The following is a 17,083-nucleotide window of genomic DNA, read 5'->3' as shown; positions in this document are numbered from 1 at the left end:
AGGATTCGCCTAACGTTTCTGTACTGATTAACCAACGAAAGACTACCTGCAACACAGAATGTTGTAAACAATCCTGAATAAAAATGCTTCCCCCCTCGAACGGACCTCCGTTAGAGGGTGCGGCCGAGCGCCCAGAGCTGCCAGCCTACGGCCTGCCAGGCGTCGACGGGGAGGACGTTGCGCCCGTCGATAAGCCGCTTTTCCGCAACGAGCCCACCGGCGTGAGCTGGGTCGAGCTCCTTGAAGTCCTGCCATTCGGTGGCGAGGATGACCAGCTCAGCGCCGGTGAGGGCATCATCAAGCGACGCGGCGTAATCGAGCGTCGGGAAGACCTTGCGCGCGTTGTCCATGGCCTGCGGGTCGTAGACGCGCACGGCGGCACCGGAGAGATTGAGCTGGCCGGCGACGGCAAGGGCCGGCGAGTCGCGGACATCGTCGGAGTTCGGCTTGAACGCCGCGCCGAGGACCGTGATCCGCTTGCCGATCAGTGAGCCGAGAATCTCCCGCGACAGATCGATCACGCGCTCGCGGCGGCGCATATTGATCGCGTCGACCTCGCGCAGGAACGTCAGTGCCTGATCGGCGCCGACCTCCCCGGCGCGAGCCATGAAGGCGCGAATGTCCTTCGGCAGGCAGCCGCCGCCGAAGCCCAGGCCGGCACCGAGGAACTTACGGCCAATGCGGTCGTCGTGACCAATGGCGTCGGCAAGCTGCGTGACATCCGCGCCGACATTCTCACAGACCTCTGACACGGCGTTGATGAAGCTGATCTTCGTGGCCAGGAACGCGTTCGCTGAGACTTTCACCAGCTCAGCAGTCTGCAGATCCGTGACGATGAACGGGGTGTCGTTGTTCAGCGGCTCCGCGTACACCTCGCGGGCGACAGCTTCTGCCGTCGATGTTCCTTCGTTTTGGGTGTTCACACCCAAAACGATGCGGTCCGGGGTGATCGTGTCCTGCACGGCGTAGCCCTCACGGAGGAACTCCGGGTTCCACGCGATCTCCACGCTGGCGCCCTTGCCCGCCTGCTCGGCGAGCCTGTCCGCACGCTCCTGCAGTGCCGCCGCCGTGCCGACGGGAACGGTCGACTTGCCCAGGATCACGTGGTCACCCTCAAGGTGCGGCACGAGACTATCGACGGCAGCCTCCACATAGGTCGTATCCGCCGCATAGGACCCGCGCTGCTGCGGAGTGCCCACTCCGATGAAGTGGACGTTGGCGAACTGAGCGGCTTCTTCGTAGTCCGTGGTAAAGCTCAGACGCCCATTGGAAATGTTGCGCTCCAGCACCTCCGGAAGCCCCGGCTCGAAGAACGGCACCCTGCCATTCTTCAGAGCGTCGATCTTCGCCTGGTCAACATCAATCCCCAGCACCTCGTGCCCCAGCTCCGCCATGCAGGCGGCGTGAGTTGCTCCGAGGTAACCAGTGCCAATAACAGTCATGCGCATGGGGGCCATTATGCCCACTCAGCACGCATGTAAAAGGCTTTCACGGTTAAGCCTTGTCTAATAAGTAATGAACAAAGCGACCCAGAGGCTTAGTTGACGCTTTCGTCCTCGTTCTCGTACGAGCGCGGCTCCTGACGCTGTGCCGGCTCAATGCCGTCGTTCCAGGATGCGTTCTCGTTGTAGCCCTCCGCCTTATCGACGGTACGGACAGCCGGGTTCGTACCGTCCTCGTTCACCGTGTCCGGGTGGGTGAAGTCCTTCTCTTCGCCGTTGTCGCGGGTCTCGCTGTTGTTGTCGCGGCGGCGCTCCTGGCACTGCTGGCACGCGCAGTCGCCGTGGTCCGGAACACCACCCTCATTGCGGTGCGCGCCCTCATTGCGGTGCGCGCCCTGCTCACCGGCGTGGCCATGGCAGTGGCACTCACCGGGAGGGCAGTCGCAGGTCTTGTGGTGGCCGCAAGTGCAGCCTTCACCGTGGTTACCGCAGGTGCAGCCCTGGCCATCCGCGTGAACGTCCTTCACGCCCAGGTCAACCGGCTCGGACTTGACCACGCGGCCGTCGTCAAGCGTGCGCTCGTCGCGCAGGTGCGTGTCCACGCTGCCGTCGCGCCGCACACCGTGCTCCTCAGTGGAGGTGTCACGTGCAGAGTCGTGCAGGTCCTCGTTGCGGCGATCAGTGTCGGCGTAGCTACGGTCCGGTGCGTTATCTGCGTTGTCAATGTCACCGGTGCGGTTCTCGGAATCGAATGGGCTGGTCATGATGTCACTCCTAAATGTTGGTTCATCCGGTTTCCCCTAGCGAAAATGTTTTTCGTTGGTGAAAACCTCTTGAAAACCACGGTAGTGACAGATTGACCTCCGCGCTGTGACGGAGGCCCGCTGTGACCAAATTGTGAGGTTATGCGAACCCCTAGGCGCCAAACATCAAACAAGCGGCCCCAGAAGAGACCGCTTGTTTGAAATCCTATACGGGTGATTCCCGCGCTGTACTGTGGATTATAACGGTTGATCGGGCGGCACTGCAAGGGGGGGGGGACGTTGAAGAAACGCATAGCGGATGACGTAATAAGCCGGATCCCGGCACCCAGGTTCGCAACCTATTTGGCAGAGACCGACTCTGGGCAAGGACCAAACCCCTACACAGCCTTGGATCTCTACTTATGGAACATCGAAGCGGCGGCTGCAGTTACCAGCACGACATCGATTGTGGAAGTAGCCCTACGCGACTGCATCGACCAGCAGCTGAGGATATGGAACCAGGAAAAAATCGGCACCAAGGATTGGATTACAAAGCCAGCGGTTCCGTTATCGCACATCGTCAGGAGCACTCCACCACGCTCATGGCGCCCTACTACCAAGCGGCCCCTGTATAAATACTGGTGGGAAACCAAAGCACGTGAAAGGTGCACTAAAGATAACCCCAACCACGATGACCTAGTCGCGGCTCTATCATTCGGCACCTGGTTGCAGCTCATCCCGAAACCGCCCTCCTTAAACGGCCAGCGTTCGGGCCCTCGCGTCGACCTTTGGGAGGACGCTCTCAGCCAAGGCTTCAAAGCGTCGGCTTACCAGGCCTACACATGGGCTGAAACCTTGAGGCAAGCACGAAACCGGGCCTCGCACCTTGAACCGCTCCTCAATCTGCAGCAGCTGCGTCACTGGCACCGAGTTTCAAGCCGGCTTCTCAATAGCCTTTGGCCCGAGGCACACGTGCTAGTTAGCGGCCCAGCCCGTATACCTCGGGTAATCCAGCGCTATCCCTTGGTCACCGGAAGTTGAGGTACGCCTTCGACGGCGTCGGCCCCCGCTGGCCTTGGTACTTCGACCCGAGCTTCGACGAACCGTAAGGCGTTTCGGCCGCTGACGACATCTTGAACAGCGCGAGCTGCCCCACCTTCATGCCCGGCCACAATGTGATCGGCAGGTTGGCCACATTCGACAGTTCCAAGGTGATGTGGCCAGAAAAGCCCGGATCAATGAAGCCTGCGGTGGAGTGGGTAAGCAGGCCCAGCCGGCCCAGGGAGCTCTTGCCTTCGAGGCGGCCGGCGAGGTCGTCGGGAAGCGAGAAGGTCTCCAGCGTCGCCGCGAGCACGAACTCGCCCGGGTGCAGCACGAACGGCTCGCCCTCTTCCACCTCGACCATGGTGGTCAGATCCGGCATCTCCTGTTTCGGGTCGATGTGCGTGTACTTCGAGTTGTTGAACACGCGGAACAGGTTGTCCATGCGCACGTCGATACTGCTGGGCTGGATGTTCGCCTCATCGAAGGGGTCGATACCCAGGCGGCCGTCGCTGATGGCTGTCGTGATGTCGCGGTCTGAAAGAAGCACGGCTTCATTCTAGATGCGGGCGTTTTTCGTGGGGCACGGTGGCGGTGCTACGATTGAGCCTGCTTCACATCAGACACCATTTAACCTGGTAGAAAGCATGCCGGCGTAGTTTAGTGGTAGAACATCAGCTTCCCAAGCTGAGAGTGCGAGTTCGATTCTCGTCGCCGGCTCCACTCTCGGCCCAGGCACACGCCTGGGCCTTTCGCCGTTTTGGCGCCCGCCGCCGCACCGCGGCCGGAATACTACTGGCAAACATTAGCGCTTTTGCATGTTTCTGACCAGCACGAATCTACGAGCAGTATTCCAGAAAAAGCCGAGCAGTATTCCGGCACCACCGAGCCGGGGTCCCCCCTCCCTCCACGTGCGGTATTTAAACTAGGGGCGTGCTCTTCAACGACCCCAGCTTCGACGCCCAGCACGCGACACCTGTCCTCTACGTGCACGGCATCAACAGCCGCACCATTGCTTTTCGACGAAACGCCCGCCTGATCTCCTCCCACGGCCACTGGGTCTGGGGGTACGACTACGGCAGGATGCTCATCCCCGGTCTCGCCGGGACTGGGCGGATCGAGGACATGGTCGACGAGCTGGGCGAGAACGTCGACCACGTACTGAGTGAAACCGGAGCATCGAAGGTGAATGTAGTGGCCCACTCCCAGGGCGGGCTGCTGACCAAACTGTTCATCGCTGCCGGCGGGGCCGAACGAGTCGAGCGCGTCGTGGCCATGGGCGCCAACTTCCACGGCACCGACCTGCGCGGATACGCCGCGCGCATCAACCCCATCACGGGCCGCAACCCGAAGTTCTGGGAACGCATGGCCAGCCCCAGCGCAGTACAGCAACTCGCGGGCTCGGAATGGTCGCACGAACTCGCCACTGTGCCCGATACCAATCCGCGCGTGATGTACACCTCGCTGTACTCCCGGCGCGACCACGTGGTCACGCCTGTGGAGACCTCCATCCTCACGCCTATCGACGGCGCCGACGTGGTCAACCTGGAAATCCCCGGCGCCCCGCTCCACCCCCTCATGCCGCGCGACAGGGAAACGGCCGAACTGACCTTGTGGGGTTTAGAGCGCGAGCCGGGTGAGACTGCGCCCAGTTAACCGGCTCTAGTCGCAGCGCACGATCGGCTGCGGGTCGTAGACGGTCGTTGTCGTTTCGCGGGAGATTTCGGACCCGCCCAGGTCGCGGATGATGCGGGTGTCGGACGTCGTAAAGCCTGGTGCTCCACCCGACGGGATGCAGCCGTCGCCGGACAGCGACTGCGTTTGCGGGGATGTCTGCGCCCAGCGGCCGCCGTTGACGGACTCGACCTCGCGGGACTTCACGCCCATCATTTTCACCGTGATCTGGCCGCCGCCGAACTCCGTGACGATCTTCACCGGGTGCGGAGTGTCGTTCTTGAACACCAGGTCAATCGCGCCCTCGTAGACGGTGGCCTCGCGGCCGGCCGGGTAACGGGAAATGTAGTAGGAGTGCGGCGTGTGCGCCACGTCCGTCATGCCAGCGAAGTAGCTGGCGTTGTACAGGGTCGTGGCGAACTGGGAGATGCCGCCGCCGACCGCGCGCCCAGCGCGACCCTCGATGATGATGCCGGACTCGACATAACCCTGCGCCGTACCGCGCGGGCCGGTGAACCCGTTGAGGGAGAACTCCTGGCCCGGGCTGACAATCACGCCGTTGACCTGTTGCGCAACGATCTTGATGTTGTGCCCCGACGCCGACTCAAACCCGCCGGTGGTGAACGAGCCGACCTCCTCGTTGAAAGTGGCCTTCTCCGCATCCTCCGTCTTGAAGGTGGCGGGGACAGCCTCGTATTTGGCCTCCCACTCACGCGGTTCGTCACCGATCACGCGCTTGTCGAAGTCCTTCATCGTCTCGTCCCACTTGATCTCGTTGCCGTCCTTGGACGGAGTGACCTCGCCGGAGGCGCTGATCGTGGCGTTTTCCATCTTGGTCACAGTGTCCTTGAGCTGCTCGCCGAAGATCTCCTGTGCTTTGGCGCCGTGGACCTCAGGGATGATCTTCTTCGCCTCGGGGTCATTGCGGAACGTGACCACTTCACCCATCCGGGCCTTCTCAATGACCGCGTTGGTGTCCTGCTCCCCCTTGAGCGTCAGCGGGCCTTTCAGGGCTTTGTTGGCCGGGCCGTCGACGATCTGCTTGATCATATCGTCATTAATCGCAGGCTGCGTCACCTGCGGCTCGACCTCGACACCGTCCGGGTTGAGCCACGTTAGCGACATCGCACGCTCGAGCTCCTCACGGTTGACGGCCTGGCCATCCTTCGGGTCCGTCACTTTGACTTCGCCGCCCTCGAGGGCCACGGCGCCATCCTCCGGCTTCACGCTCAGGTCGCCAGCCACGCGCTCAGCGGAACCGACCAGCTTGTCGTGGTCGATCGTGGAGACAATGTCCACCTCTTTATTGCGGAAAAACCCAGCCAGGCGGGAGACCGGGTTGAGGGACTCCACACCGGCGTCATCCACCGTGCGCTGCCAGTCACCGCTCAGCCCCGCCTGCTCAGGGACGAATTCAGTACTCTGCTCACCGGCGGCGGCTTTCACCGGCCGAGAGCTGACGCCTCCGAGCTCTTGCTCAAGCTTGCTCACCGCCGCAGCCGGCTCCATGCCGCCGATCTCCACACCGCCGACAGTCGTGCCGCGCGGGACATGCCCCCGGTTGAACGCCACGTCTGCCAGGTACAGACCCAACAGCAGCACGAGCATGCCGACGAGGAATCCGGCCACAATCCGGCCGGTCCGCGAACCGCTACGTTGCTCGTTTCCAGCTGCGTTTATAGAACTCACCCACATAAGGTTAGTGGACTACCGAGCAACTCACAGGTTGGCATCAATAAATTGCTGCTGGACACGCGCAGCAGCAGCGTTGATCCGCTCCTCCGGAATCTCGCCGCGCTCGACCGCACCGACCGTCGCATCGATCGCCGGGCCCAGATCGCTTCCCGACGACCACAGCGCCTGATCCGCCCCAGCCGCAATTGCACGGCGCACCGCCTCCGGGGTGGGCATGAGATCCGTGATGGCGCGCATGCCGGAGAGATCATCGGTCACCGCGACACCCGCAAAAGGCTTCCCACCTGGATAGTTGCCCTCCCGGAGCATCCGGTACGCAGCCGGGTTCAACGACGACGGCGTGTTCGGTTCACCAACCCCCGGGACCACCATGTGCCCCACCATGACAGACCCCGTAGGAAACTGCGGCAACACCGTCCCGTACGGGACCAGGTCTGAGGCGTTCAGCTCCTCGATCGGCGGCGTGACCGCCAAAGTGAGGTGGGTGTCGCCTGAGGCACGGCCGTGGCCGGGGAAATGCTTGAAGGTCGGGGTGACTCCGGCGTCGACAAGCCCCTGCGAAAAAAGGGTCGCGACTTCTGACACACGCTCCGGTGTCTGACCGAACGCGCGGTCGCCGACGATGTCCAGGTCCGTGACGTCCAAGTCCAGCAGCGGCGCGTAATCGACATTGATGCCGTGCTTGCGCAGCGTGACCCCGATGTCGTAACCGGTGCCGCGGATGACTTCCGGCGGTTGATTGGCCAAGTCGCGCGGCGCGGGGAAGGAACCGAGCACGTCCGAGTGGCGCTGCACCCGGCCGCCCTCAAAGTCGATGGCCACCGTGAAGGGGCGGTCGAACTCCTCGCGGAGCGCATTGATGTTGCGGCCCGGCTCTGTGAGCAGCTTCGGGTCGGCCCAGCTGGGAATGATCAGACCGCCAGCTCCCTGCTCTAGCGCGGCGCGGGCCTGGTCATAGTCCGCCGCACCGACCACCATCAGCGAGGCCACCCGCATGCGCAGGTCCTCCGGCACGCGTTCTTCCGCCGCGGTCTTCTCCGGCACAGGTGTCACCGTGACCACGTTCGTTTCCGTTGCGGTGACCTGGACTTGCTCGGACTGAGCCTCCTCGTTGCTGGGCTGACCTCCCGGAACGCATGCGGCGCACGTCAACGCGACAGCTGCGATGGCCGCTGCTGGTCGTACGTGCACAGGTCGCTCCTTGGGTTGGTCCGGACGGGGCCGGTTGATTGCCGAGACAATCTTAGCCCCTGACCCTTGGAGACAAAACTGCGGAAAACTTTACATGCGAACCCGCTTATTGGTCCGTCCATGCAGGTCAAAAAGTGGGGCCTTTCCATCAAACGGCGGCGGACGTCAACTTTTCCGCAGCGGGCCTGCACAGACACCTGCCGGACCCCAGAGAAGACCCCAGCCGCACTTGCACAACGGCTCTGGCCTCGCACACCTGCCGTGGTAGGGTCTATGACCATGACGAACCGATTCGCTTCCTGGCCCCGCCGCTCCATCGGCCCGGTTTTGGCCAGCACTGTCACTGGCGTTGTGCTGGGGATTGTGGGCGTGATCGGCATCGCTAGCTTCTCCGGCCAGAACCAGGTCCCGGCGGGCAATGCCGTTCCCGCTGACCAGGCAGTCCTCGGCGGGCCGGAGTACGGGTCCCGACAGTAGAGGGCGCCATGCGCACGCTGCGCATTCCCCGCCGCGGTACCAGCGGCACTGCCGGCCCCCACGCTAGCCGCACCAGCCCACATCCCCTCGCCGGAATCAGCTCTGAGGCCCGCACCCACCTCATTGGCTGGATCGTACTGGCCCTCATTTCCTTCCTCCAACCCCCAGGCCGCACCGCCGCCGACACGAAGTTCGATCTGTCGGCGGACCCAGCCGGCTTCCTCGCCCAGGCCACGCAGGCCTACACCGACACGTTCACGCTGGGCCAGATCCAGAACCAGGCCTACGGTTACCTCTTCCCCCACGGCTTATTCTTCCTGATCACGGACCCGTTGCCGGATTGGGTGGCGCAGCGGTTGTGGTGGACGGTTGTCATGGGGGTGGCGTTTTCGGGGATGTACCGGTTGAGTGGGTCGCGCATAAGCGCAGCGCTGTACGCGCTGAGCCCACGGATTCTGACCACCTTGACCGCGATCTCGTCGGAGGCGTGGCCTGTTGCGCTGGTGCCGTGGACGCTGGTGCCGTTGATGCAGCGCAGCCCGAATGTTGCGGCGGCGGTCATCCCGGTCGCGCTGATGGGCGCGGTGAATGCGACCGCGACGATGATGGCGTGTTTGCCCGCGTTCGTGCTGCTCATCTGGCTGCGTGCGTGGCCTGCGCTGGCGAAATGGCTCGTCGGTGTCGCGGCAGTGAGCGCGTGGTGGATCGGGCCGCTGCTGGTACTCGGCCGTTATTCGCCACCGTTCACGGACTTCATCGAGTCCTCATTCGTGACCACGCGCTGGCTCAACCTCGCCGAATTGCTGCGCGGCACAACGTCGTGGTCACCGTTCGTGGACACCGAGCGCGTCGCGGGGCATCTGCTGGTCACCGAGCCGGTGTTTGTGCTGGCCACGCTCGCGATCGCCGCGCTGGGCATCGCCGGGCTCGCGCTCGAAGGCCGCGGTTACCCCATCGTGTTGCTGTGCCTCGGTGTTGCGCTCATGGGCACGCATGCCAGTTTCTGGCTTTCCCTTCTCGACGCCCCCCTCGCCCCCTTCCGCAACCTGCACAAACTCGATCCACTGGTCAGGCTGCCCATCTGTCTCGGCGTGGGGTACGCGGTAGCGCGGATGAAACCGCGCGGGCCGGGGGTTGTGGCCGTCGTGCTCGTTGCCGTGATCGCGGTCGCGCCGGCGTGGACGCTGCGGCTGCTGCCGGAAGGCACGTGGACGGAGGTCTCCGAGGACTGGCAGACCGCCGCTGCATTCCTCAATGAGGAGGCAGCCGGCACCCGCACTCTCGTCGTGCCGGCGACATCCTTCGCGCGGCAGACCTGGGGCTGGACGCGTGATGAGCCGATCCAGGCCCTCACCGATGTCCCCTTCGCCGTCCGCGACGCCATCCCGCTTGTGGACCCAGAGGCCATCCGCGGCCTCGACGGCCAGATCGCCGCGCTCGACCCAGAGGCGCTGCGTTCGATCGGTGTTGGAGCCGTCGTGGTGCGCGGGGATCTCGCCGCCGACCCCGAGCTGCCTGAGCTCGCTGAAGGCTTCGGAAAGCCCAAGGTCTTCGGTGACCTCTCGGTCTACCTGTTCGACCGCGAGCGCGGCATGATGATCGGCGCTGACCCCGCGGCGGTCGCCGGCGGAGGCGAAGTCCTGCCGCTGCTCGACCGCGAATTCGGCTACTCCCCGCGCACCCTCACCGCCTCGCCTGCAGACGCCGACATCATCACCGACACCCCCGCCCTGGTGAAACGCAATTACGGCACGCTCAAAGGCCCGACAACGGCGCACCTGCCCTACGGCACCATCGAGGACGACATCTGGGAGGGCGGCGACGTGCACAACCGTCTCCCCGACTACCCCTCTGAGGGTCGCCTTGTGGGGGTGAGTGAGGAGGGGATTGGTCGGGCGTCGTCAAGCGCCGCGGACGTCGACGCATTCGGCGGCGCGAAACCATCCAAGTCCATGAACAGCGCGTTCGACGGCATTGAGGACACCGCGTGGCACCCCGCGCCGGGCGACCGCGACCCGTGGATCGAGGCCGTCGCCGACGGTGAGCCCGGCGCGTTCACGATCACCGCGACCGACGACACGACCGTGCACTGGTCCGGCACGCTTGACAGCGGCACCCTCGAGCTACGCGCCGACGAGCCTGAAGCGGTCGATATCAAGGGCGACTCGGTCACCATCGAGCTCACCGAACCCGTCGGTATCAGCGAACTCGAGTTCGGCGTGCGCCGCATCGTCACTGTCGACGGCATCGCCGACACCTACTTCTTCCAGCGACTTTTCCCCGCAACCGAGCTTCTGCACCGCTCCTTCGAGACAGAGGCAGGCACATTCGAGCTGTCCACCCGCGCGCTTATCGACGGCACACCCCGCCCCCCAGGCCCCGTCACCCTCAGCGCTGGCCGCCACACCATTGTGACCAAATCCGAGACTGTGGCCTTGACGCGCGCGGGTGCTGAATCCGGCGCTGCTGCTTCGCCGTGGGAGCCCTTCGACGGCACCGTCACTGCTTCCGGTCCTGCTTCCGATCGTGATCGGATCATCATGACCGCCCGCGCCTACAACTCCGGGCTGCGCGGTTTCATCGGCGACGTCCCCCTCGAGCCGACGCGCATCGATTCCGGCATGCAAGCTTTCACCGTCCCCGCCGGCCTGACTGGCGAGTTCAGCATGTCCTTCGCCGGGTCTCGATTCTTCTATTTCAGCCTTGTTTTCGGCGGCGCGCTCAGCCTGCTCGCCGTGGCCGCCTGCCTGTGCATCGACTCGCGCCGGCCGCGCTCGGCCGCGGCACCTTTCGCGGCTAATGTTGCCGCCGCCCCCGCCGCGTGGGCCTCCCAGGTAGTGACCGCGCTGGCCACGCTCGCCGCGACCACCCTCGTCGGTGGCTGGTACGGGGTCGGCGCATGGTTGGTCACCCTGCTCATCCGCCGTTTCACCTTGATTCCCGGGTGGGCGCTCGCAGCCGGCGCTGTGGGATTCATGGGTCTCTGGCTCGCCCGCGCTCCCTGGCCTGCCGCCAACTACGCGGGTGACTCGGTGCTGGTGACGATAGCCGGGTGCGTCGCCATCACCAGCCTTGCCGGCGAGTGGTGGCGGCGGCGGTAGTCTGCAAAACCCCAGGGACTCCGCAATGCGGAGTGGCCGCAGACCCCGCGAACGAGCACCCACCCAATCCCCGGAATACTGCTCGGCCTTTTCCGGAATACTGCTCACATAAACGCGCTGGTCAAAAGCATGCATTCAAGCGCATATGGGCGAGCAGTATTCTGCGGGGCTCTGGGGTTGCTACTGCCGGCGGCCGCGCCCAGTCCGCCTAGCCCGCCTGCCCTGACCCGCCGCTTGAGTCGGTGGGCGGCCGAGAATGAGGCGCATGGCGGAGGCTTCGACAAGCACGTAGCTGATGTACGCCACTGCTACGGACACAACGACAGTGAATGCCAGCACTGTGGCGAAGTCCAGAACACTGCCGCTGAACAAGTCCACCCCCAGCACTGGAAACGCCATCTCCAGCACGGCGACGTGCCAGAGGAAGATCCCATAGGACCACTTCCCCAGCGCGCCCATCACGGGCCCGGCCAAGAACGGTGGCTTGGAGTGCCGGCCGGCCCCGGTCGACGGCGCCAGCGCGAACGGCACGACGAACAGGGCGGCGAAGACCGTCCCCAGAATGATGCGCACGTTGAACTCGGCCGGCGTCGGGTGCTGCAGACCGGGCGGGCCGAGATGGCCAGACACCCACGCGACCACGAGGGCCACGACCGGAAAGATCCAGCGGAAGCTGGTGAATCGGGTCAGGGGCGGTGCCGCGGATAAGCGCTCGAACTCCGCGCACAGCAGCCCGACCGCAAACCATGGTGCGTAGGAGGGGGGCCAGATTTGGAGGTTGACGGGGGCGTCGATAAGCGTGATCAACCACGGCCAACTCAAACCGAACACGACAACCGCGAGCAGCAGGATCCCGCGGGCGCGGGGCCCCAGCACGAGGTAAAGCGGCAAGACCAGGTAAAACGCCACTTCAACGCAGAGGCTCCACAGCTGAGTGAGTCCCGGAACAAGCCCCTCGGGCACGTAGATCTGCAGCATGAACACCTGCGCCACCGCCTGCAACGGCGACAACCCGGTCAGGGAGGGCAGCGCCGCCATGACGATGCAGACGCACGCGAGGTAACCGGGCGCGATGCGGGCGAAGCGCCGTCGATAATAGCCTCGCCGCCGCGGGCCACGCGCGAGCAAGAACGCGGACAGTGCGAAGAACACAGCGACGAAATAATCGAAACGCTCCAGCAACCGCGACCCCAACCCGGTCTGAAACGAAACGTGCGTGACCACAATCCCGAGGGCGGCGACCGCGCGCAGGCCCTCGAGCTCCGGCAGCTTGCTAGTGTTCGTAATACCGAAATTGTAGAGGAGTCCCATGAAACGTCTGTGGTGGTGCTTGGCGGTGTTCGTCATCGCGCTCGCGCTGGGCAACTTCGTGGCGCCGCCGGTGATCGGCGCGATGAAGCTGATCGACAACGGGACCTACACGCTGACCTGGGACGATGGTTCGACAGAGACGTTCGAGGTGTCCGGTCCGCGCAAGTCAGCGCGCATCACCGGCGACGGCATCGACGCGGAAATGTCGCGCGACTCCGGCGAAACCAACCGCGGTCAGGTCATTTTCTTCCCGTGGGAACCCGACCGCCGCAGCTACGACATTTACGACGGCACACGCGTCGACTACGTCGGCCCCGGCACCGTCGACGGCATGCGCACGCTGCGCTTCAGCGGCGATGGGCGCACGTACGAAATTGAGCGTCGCACGGGCACGCTTATCGACGCCACCAACGGCCCCGCCCGCCTCTCCCCCGACACCCGCAATGAGAAGGTGGCCGAAGCGCAATCCAAGGTGAGGGTGCTGTGGTGGCTGCAGCTGCTAGCCGTGGTCGCCCGGCTCGTGGCGCTGGCGGCGGCTGTGACCGGGGCGGTGTTCCTTGTCCGGCGGAGATAACGGTGCACGCTTCCCCGTCGCGCGGGTACTGCTCGTCGCCTGGGGTGTGTTCCTCGTCGGGTCGCTGACCTGGCCTTTCCTGCTCGTTTTCGGCGGGGGTTCCTTGGCCCTGCGCGACATGATGGTGCTGCCGCGGCCCTACCTGACCCACGCGTCGCTGGGGTTTGGAGACCTGCCGGGGCGCAACGCGCCGCAGGACGCGGTCCTCGCCGTGGTGGGAGCGGTCGTGCCGGCGACGTGGTTCGTGGCGCTGTTCATGGTGGCTGCGGCGGGTGCGGCGGCGTGGGTTGGCGCGCGTTCGGGCCGCGGCTTGTGGTCCTCGGCCGCTGCTATGACGATCGCTGTGTGGAACCCCTTCGTGGTAGAGCGTCTTCTGCAGGGCCAATGGTCGCTCGCTGCGGCGGCCTGGCTGCTGCCAGCCGTGGCGTTGTGTCGAGGGCCGGGGCAGATTCTGGCGATGTGGAGTGCTTCACTTACCCCGACCGGCGGATTGTTCGCGCTGCTCACGGGGCTCGCCGTTAACCAGCGATGGTATGTGGCCGTCGCCGGTGTGGTGGGCTGCCTGCCATGGGTGGTGCCGAGCGTGCTGAGCCTCGGATCCGGGACAACCACCGCGACCGCCGCCTCCGCAACCGCCTTCGCACCCCGTGCAGAGACCTACGCCGGCACCCTCGGTTCCCTCATGGGGCTCGGCGGCATCTGGAACGGTGACGCGGCCCCCGCTTCCCGGCAGGTCGGGTTTGCGCTGGTAGGAGTTCTGTTGTTCGCGCTGCTCTGCGTGGCCGCGCGACGGGTGCCGCGCCCGCTTCTCATCCTGGCCGGCATTGGATTCGCTGTCCCTCTGGTGTCGTGGCTGCTCCCCGGCGCAATGGGGTGGCTCGTGTCTACGATTCCGGGCGGCGGACTTCTTCGCGATGCCCAAAAGTTCACTGCCCTCGCCCTCCCCGCCTTCATCGTGGCGGCGGCCTCGCTGCGTGTGGTCGACCCGCGCCTTCCCGCCGTCGCTCTTGTGCTCGCCCTGCTCCAGGTCCCCGACGCGCCACGGGCGGTGGCGCTCCTCGCGCCAGTAGAGGTCGCCGTTCCCGAGATTGATCACCGTGGCCGGGACGTCTTCTTTGTCGACCGGCCAACACTCCTGACGAGGTCCGACGGCATCCCGGTCATCGACCCCGCCACGAAGGCTATGAACGTGGTCGAATCGGGATCCCTCGTCGTCGACGGCACCGAAACCGACACCCCCTCCCCCCGCTGGCGCACCGCAAACGAGATCTTCGCAGGTGCAGAGGCCGGCGAGTACGACCCCGCCACGGCCCGCTACTACTCCGACCCCGAAGTCGGCCTGGTCGTTCGCCCCGACGCGAACGGGTTCACTGTCGAAGACGCCGGTCTTCCGGCCCGCAAACGCAATGGGCTTGGTCTCGGCTTGCTGGCGCTCTGGTTCGCAGTGCCGCTCCTCGGCCTCGCCGCCCGCGGCACTTCTCCCCGGGATGCTTTTGCTCGGCGCAGGCGACTGCCCGAGGCAGATTCACGCCACTCAACCCCCGGAATAGATTTTTAGTATCGCCTTCTGACGTCTCGGGTGAAATCCCACCTGGGAAAACGCCGCAGGCGAAGCCTAGAAGGCGATACTAAAAATGTATCGGCCGGCTCAAACCCTCTCAAGCCCCAGTCCACCCCAGCCGATCACATCCGACAGCAGCCGCTCGCCGCTCTACCGCCCCCGGGCACCGCCCCCAACGAACCCCTCCAGCAGCGCAGCGAACTTCCGGCCGGTCTCCTGCCAGGAGAACTGCGCTGCGAAGGTACGAGCAGCCGAACCCAGCGCTTCCCGCCGATCCGAATCGGCCAGCAGGCCACGCACCACCGTGTGAAACTCCTGCTCAGTGGACACGAGCACACCGGTCTCGCCGTCCACAATGGAATCGCACAGGCCACCGGCGGAGCGGTACCCGACGGTGGGCACGCCGTGCTGGGCGGCCTCGGTCACGGCGAGCCCCCACCCTTCCTTGCGCGACGGCATCAGGTGCAGCGATGCCCGGGCGAGGACGGCGTGCTTGTAGGTGTCGTTGACGTGGCCGTGGAAGACGACGCGGTCGCCAAGTTCGGCGGCGTAAGCTCGCAGCTCGTCTTCCCACCAGCCGGAGCCGATGATGTCGAGTGTCACCCCGTCGATCCACCGCACAGCATCGATGGCCTGCTCGATCCGCTTGTGGGGCACCAGACGCGACAGCACCACTACCCGCAAACCTGAACCGCCAAGAACAGGCAGGTCAGCGGGCACAGGGTCGACACCGTTCTCGATGATCGCAATGTCCTCCCGGCGCACCCCCAACGCCACCAGGTCCGTCCGCGACGCCTCCGACACCGTCACATACGGCGCGCCCCGGTACACCCGCGGCGCCAACCGCGACTCCAGGAACCACCCCAGCCGCCCGATCACAGGCCCGGCCACCGGCCACTGCTCCTGGTGGCAGTGGTGCGTGAGCAGGACGACCGGCCGACGGGTGAATAGCCGCGCGAAGAAGGGGATCCCGTTTTGCGTATCCACAATCACGTCAGGCCGCTGCCGCCAGATCGCGAGCGGGGCCAGCAGGTAAACGGAGTATTTGCCGCCGAGGCGCTGGAAGAGGATGCCGTCGCGAAGCGACCGTCGTGAAGCGTCTGTGTGCGACGCCGTGCGATACACCACCTCGTGCCCCTGTTCAGCCAGGTAGGCGCCGACGCGTTCGAGGTAGCGTTCGCTGCCGCCGCCCTGGGGGTGGGTGGTGTCGCGCCAGCAGAGGAGGAGGATCTTCATTCCCGTCCACCTTACCGTGGCTAGAGTGGCGGGAATGAAGGCACCGCGCACACGCAGACTGGCCACGCTTCGGCGCTCTTTCGGGCTGTTGCGGTCATTTCGCCACGAGCAGTCGCGCCCCGACATCTTTTACGGGGGGCTTGCGCGCGACACCCGCCTGCTTATCGACGCCCTCTCCCACGACCTCACCAACCGCCCCCTCCACGGCCAATCCGTGCTGGATGTCGGCGGCGGCCCCGGTTACTTCGCCACCGAGTTCGAGCAGGCCGGCGCGTGGTATGTCGGCCTTGAGCCGAGCGTGTCCGAGATGTCAGCGGCCGGGCTGACCGGCTACGGCGCCGTACGTGGCGACGGCACCGCCCTCCCCTTCCACGACGGAACCTTCGACATCGTGTACTCGTCCAACGTCGTGGAGCACATCCCCGACCCGGACGCGATGTGCGACGAAATGCTGCGCGTGACCAAGCCGGGCGGGCTGACCATCATCAGTTACACGGTGTGGCTCGGCCCCTTCGGCGGCCACGAAACGGGCCTGTGGCAGCACTACGTCGGCGGGGAGTTCGCCCGCCGCCGCTACGAGAAGAAACACGGCCACCCCCCAAAGAACGTCTGGGGCACTTCGCTTTTCGACGTCCCCACCACCTGGGGCCTCACCTGGTCCCATCAGAAAACCGAAGCCGGCGTCGCCGACCTATTGCTGACCTTCCCCCGCTACCACCCGAGCTGGGCCTGGTGGGTGACAAAGGTGCCCGGCCTGCGCGAGTTCGCAGTCTCCAACCTGGTACTGGTCCTCCAACCGCGGTAGCCTGGCGCGTCCGGCGCGCCACGCTGCGCGAGCCCCCGCTGCAAAAGATGACAAACTCGATTTCGATTTCCTCACCGAAATCGCCCTGACCTGCACGGATGCTTCTAGGCAGGATTGGAGTTTGTCAACGTTTGCAGGACTCACCCCCTCATGCGGAAAAGTTGACAATCCTGACCCCGCCCAAAAGACGGAAACCGCTGTGACCAGCGGTTTCCGTTCTAGAGCGAAATCG

Annotated in this window: 13 protein-coding genes and 1 tRNA gene; 7 read left to right on the top strand and 7 right to left on the bottom strand. The window is 65.0% G+C overall.

Annotated elements, in window-relative coordinates; translation table 11 throughout:
* Nucleotides 1–110: 110 nt before the first annotated feature.
* The 3 genes from KBX18_RS05250 to dcd all read right to left on the bottom strand — a co-directional run bounded on the left by KBX18_RS05250 (nt 111) and on the right by dcd (nt 3,776).
* Nucleotides 111–1,448 carry a UDP-glucose/GDP-mannose dehydrogenase family protein gene (locus KBX18_RS05250; protein WP_255995113.1) on the bottom strand — a complete coding sequence of 446 codons (1,338 nt, stop codon included), beginning with the start codon at nt 1,446–1,448 and terminating at the stop codon, nt 111–113.
* An 89-nt stretch (nt 1,449–1,537) separates the two neighbouring features.
* A complete protein-coding gene (locus tag KBX18_RS05245) occupies nt 1,538–2,206 on the bottom strand; it encodes a hypothetical protein (protein ID WP_005288164.1) in 669 nt (222 codons plus the stop codon).
* Between the two features lie 1,006 nt (nt 2,207–3,212).
* Complete coding sequence (gene dcd / locus KBX18_RS05240) at nt 3,213–3,776, bottom strand: dCTP deaminase (RefSeq protein ID WP_255995112.1); 564 nt, start codon at nt 3,774–3,776, stop codon at nt 3,213–3,215.
* 99 nt (nt 3,777–3,875) lie between these two features.
* Between dcd and KBX18_RS05235 the strand changes: the two genes are divergently transcribed.
* Both KBX18_RS05235 and KBX18_RS05230 read left to right on the top strand, forming a co-directional pair.
* Nucleotides 3,876–3,949, top strand: a tRNA-Gly gene (locus tag KBX18_RS05235).
* Between the two features lie 210 nt (nt 3,950–4,159).
* On the top strand, nt 4,160–4,882 hold the full coding sequence (locus KBX18_RS05230; protein WP_005288154.1) for a triacylglycerol lipase: 723 nt from the start codon (nt 4,160–4,162) through the stop codon (nt 4,880–4,882).
* A gap of 6 nt (nt 4,883–4,888) precedes the next feature.
* Here KBX18_RS05230 and KBX18_RS05225 read toward each other — a convergent pair whose 3' ends face one another.
* Both KBX18_RS05225 and KBX18_RS05220 read right to left on the bottom strand, forming a co-directional pair.
* The gene (locus KBX18_RS05225; protein ID WP_255995147.1) at nt 4,889–6,508 is read right to left on the bottom strand and encodes a VanW family protein; all 1,620 of its coding nucleotides are present in this window, start codon (nt 6,506–6,508) and stop codon (nt 4,889–4,891) included.
* A gap of 111 nt (nt 6,509–6,619) precedes the next feature.
* On the bottom strand, nt 6,620–7,786 hold the full coding sequence (locus KBX18_RS05220) for a glycoside hydrolase family 3 N-terminal domain-containing protein (RefSeq protein WP_005288149.1): 1,167 nt from the start codon (nt 7,784–7,786) through the stop codon (nt 6,620–6,622).
* Nucleotides 7,787–8,059: 273 nt separating this feature from the next.
* Between KBX18_RS05220 and KBX18_RS05215 the strand changes: the two genes are divergently transcribed.
* Nucleotides 8,060–8,263, top strand: coding sequence for a DUF2613 domain-containing protein (locus KBX18_RS05215; protein ID WP_005288147.1), 204 nt, complete (start codon nt 8,060–8,062; stop codon nt 8,261–8,263).
* 8 nt (nt 8,264–8,271) lie between these two features.
* Complete coding sequence (locus tag KBX18_RS05210; RefSeq protein ID WP_255995111.1) at nt 8,272–11,364, top strand: alpha-(1->3)-arabinofuranosyltransferase family protein; 3,093 nt, start codon at nt 8,272–8,274, stop codon at nt 11,362–11,364.
* Between the two features lie 180 nt (nt 11,365–11,544).
* Here KBX18_RS05210 and KBX18_RS05205 read toward each other — a convergent pair whose 3' ends face one another.
* Complete coding sequence (locus KBX18_RS05205; RefSeq protein WP_255995109.1) at nt 11,545–12,675, bottom strand: acyltransferase; 1,131 nt, start codon at nt 12,673–12,675, stop codon at nt 11,545–11,547.
* On the opposite strand from KBX18_RS05205, the gene KBX18_RS05200 reads away from it, so the two are divergent.
* Both KBX18_RS05200 and KBX18_RS05195 read left to right on the top strand, forming a co-directional pair.
* The gene (locus KBX18_RS05200) at nt 12,674–13,249 is read left to right on the top strand and encodes a DUF3068 domain-containing protein (RefSeq protein WP_255995108.1); all 576 of its coding nucleotides are present in this window, start codon (nt 12,674–12,676) and stop codon (nt 13,247–13,249) included. The genes KBX18_RS05205 and KBX18_RS05200 overlap by 2 nt on opposite strands.
* Nucleotides 13,233–14,807: a hypothetical protein gene (locus tag KBX18_RS05195; protein WP_255995107.1), complete on the top strand. Its 1,575-nt coding sequence runs from the start codon at nt 13,233–13,235 to the stop codon at nt 14,805–14,807. Before KBX18_RS05200 ends, KBX18_RS05195 begins: the two co-directional genes overlap by 17 nt.
* 153 nt (nt 14,808–14,960) lie before the next feature.
* On the opposite strand, the gene KBX18_RS05190 is transcribed toward KBX18_RS05195, so the two are convergent.
* Entirely contained in the window at nt 14,961–16,046 is a 1,086-nt protein-coding gene (locus KBX18_RS05190; protein ID WP_255995106.1) for a glycosyltransferase family 4 protein, read from the bottom strand.
* A 34-nt stretch (nt 16,047–16,080) separates the two neighbouring features.
* Here KBX18_RS05190 and KBX18_RS05185 point away from each other — a divergent pair, with 34 nt between their 5' ends.
* Nucleotides 16,081–16,851 carry a class I SAM-dependent methyltransferase gene (locus KBX18_RS05185; RefSeq protein WP_255995105.1) on the top strand — a complete coding sequence of 257 codons (771 nt, stop codon included), beginning with the start codon at nt 16,081–16,083 and terminating at the stop codon, nt 16,849–16,851.
* The last annotated feature ends 232 nt before the right edge of the window (nt 16,852–17,083 follow it).

This window comes from Corynebacterium sp. CCUG 69979 (genome assembly GCF_024454095.1).
Lineage (GTDB): Bacteria > Actinomycetota > Actinomycetes > Mycobacteriales > Mycobacteriaceae > Corynebacterium > Corynebacterium genitalium.
This window is presented reverse-complemented; position numbering and strand designations above follow the sequence as displayed.

Bases quoted from the DNA above. Each gene is read 5' to 3' on its own strand.
- KBX18_RS05190 (WP_255995106.1), bottom strand. From the start codon at position 16,046: ATGAAGATCCTCCTCCTCTGCTGGCGCGACACCACCCACCCCCAGGGC.
- KBX18_RS05210 (WP_255995111.1), top strand. From the start codon at position 8,272: ATGCGCACGCTGCGCATTCCCCGCCGCGGTACCAGCGGCACTGCCGGC.
- KBX18_RS05225 (WP_255995147.1), bottom strand. From the start codon at position 6,508: ATGCTCGTGCTGCTGTTGGGTCTGTACCTGGCAGACGTGGCGTTCAAC.
- KBX18_RS05250 (WP_255995113.1), bottom strand. From the start codon at position 1,448: ATGCGCATGACTGTTATTGGCACTGGTTACCTCGGAGCAACTCACGCC.
- KBX18_RS05185 (WP_255995105.1), top strand. From the start codon at position 16,081: ATGAAGGCACCGCGCACACGCAGACTGGCCACGCTTCGGCGCTCTTTC.
- KBX18_RS05215 (WP_005288147.1), top strand. From the start codon at position 8,060: ATGACCATGACGAACCGATTCGCTTCCTGGCCCCGCCGCTCCATCGGC.
- KBX18_RS05245 (WP_005288164.1), bottom strand. From the start codon at position 2,206: ATGACCAGCCCATTCGATTCCGAGAACCGCACCGGTGACATTGACAAC.
- KBX18_RS05205 (WP_255995109.1), bottom strand. From the start codon at position 12,675: ATGGGACTCCTCTACAATTTCGGTATTACGAACACTAGCAAGCTGCCG.
- KBX18_RS05200 (WP_255995108.1), top strand. From the start codon at position 12,674: ATGAAACGTCTGTGGTGGTGCTTGGCGGTGTTCGTCATCGCGCTCGCG.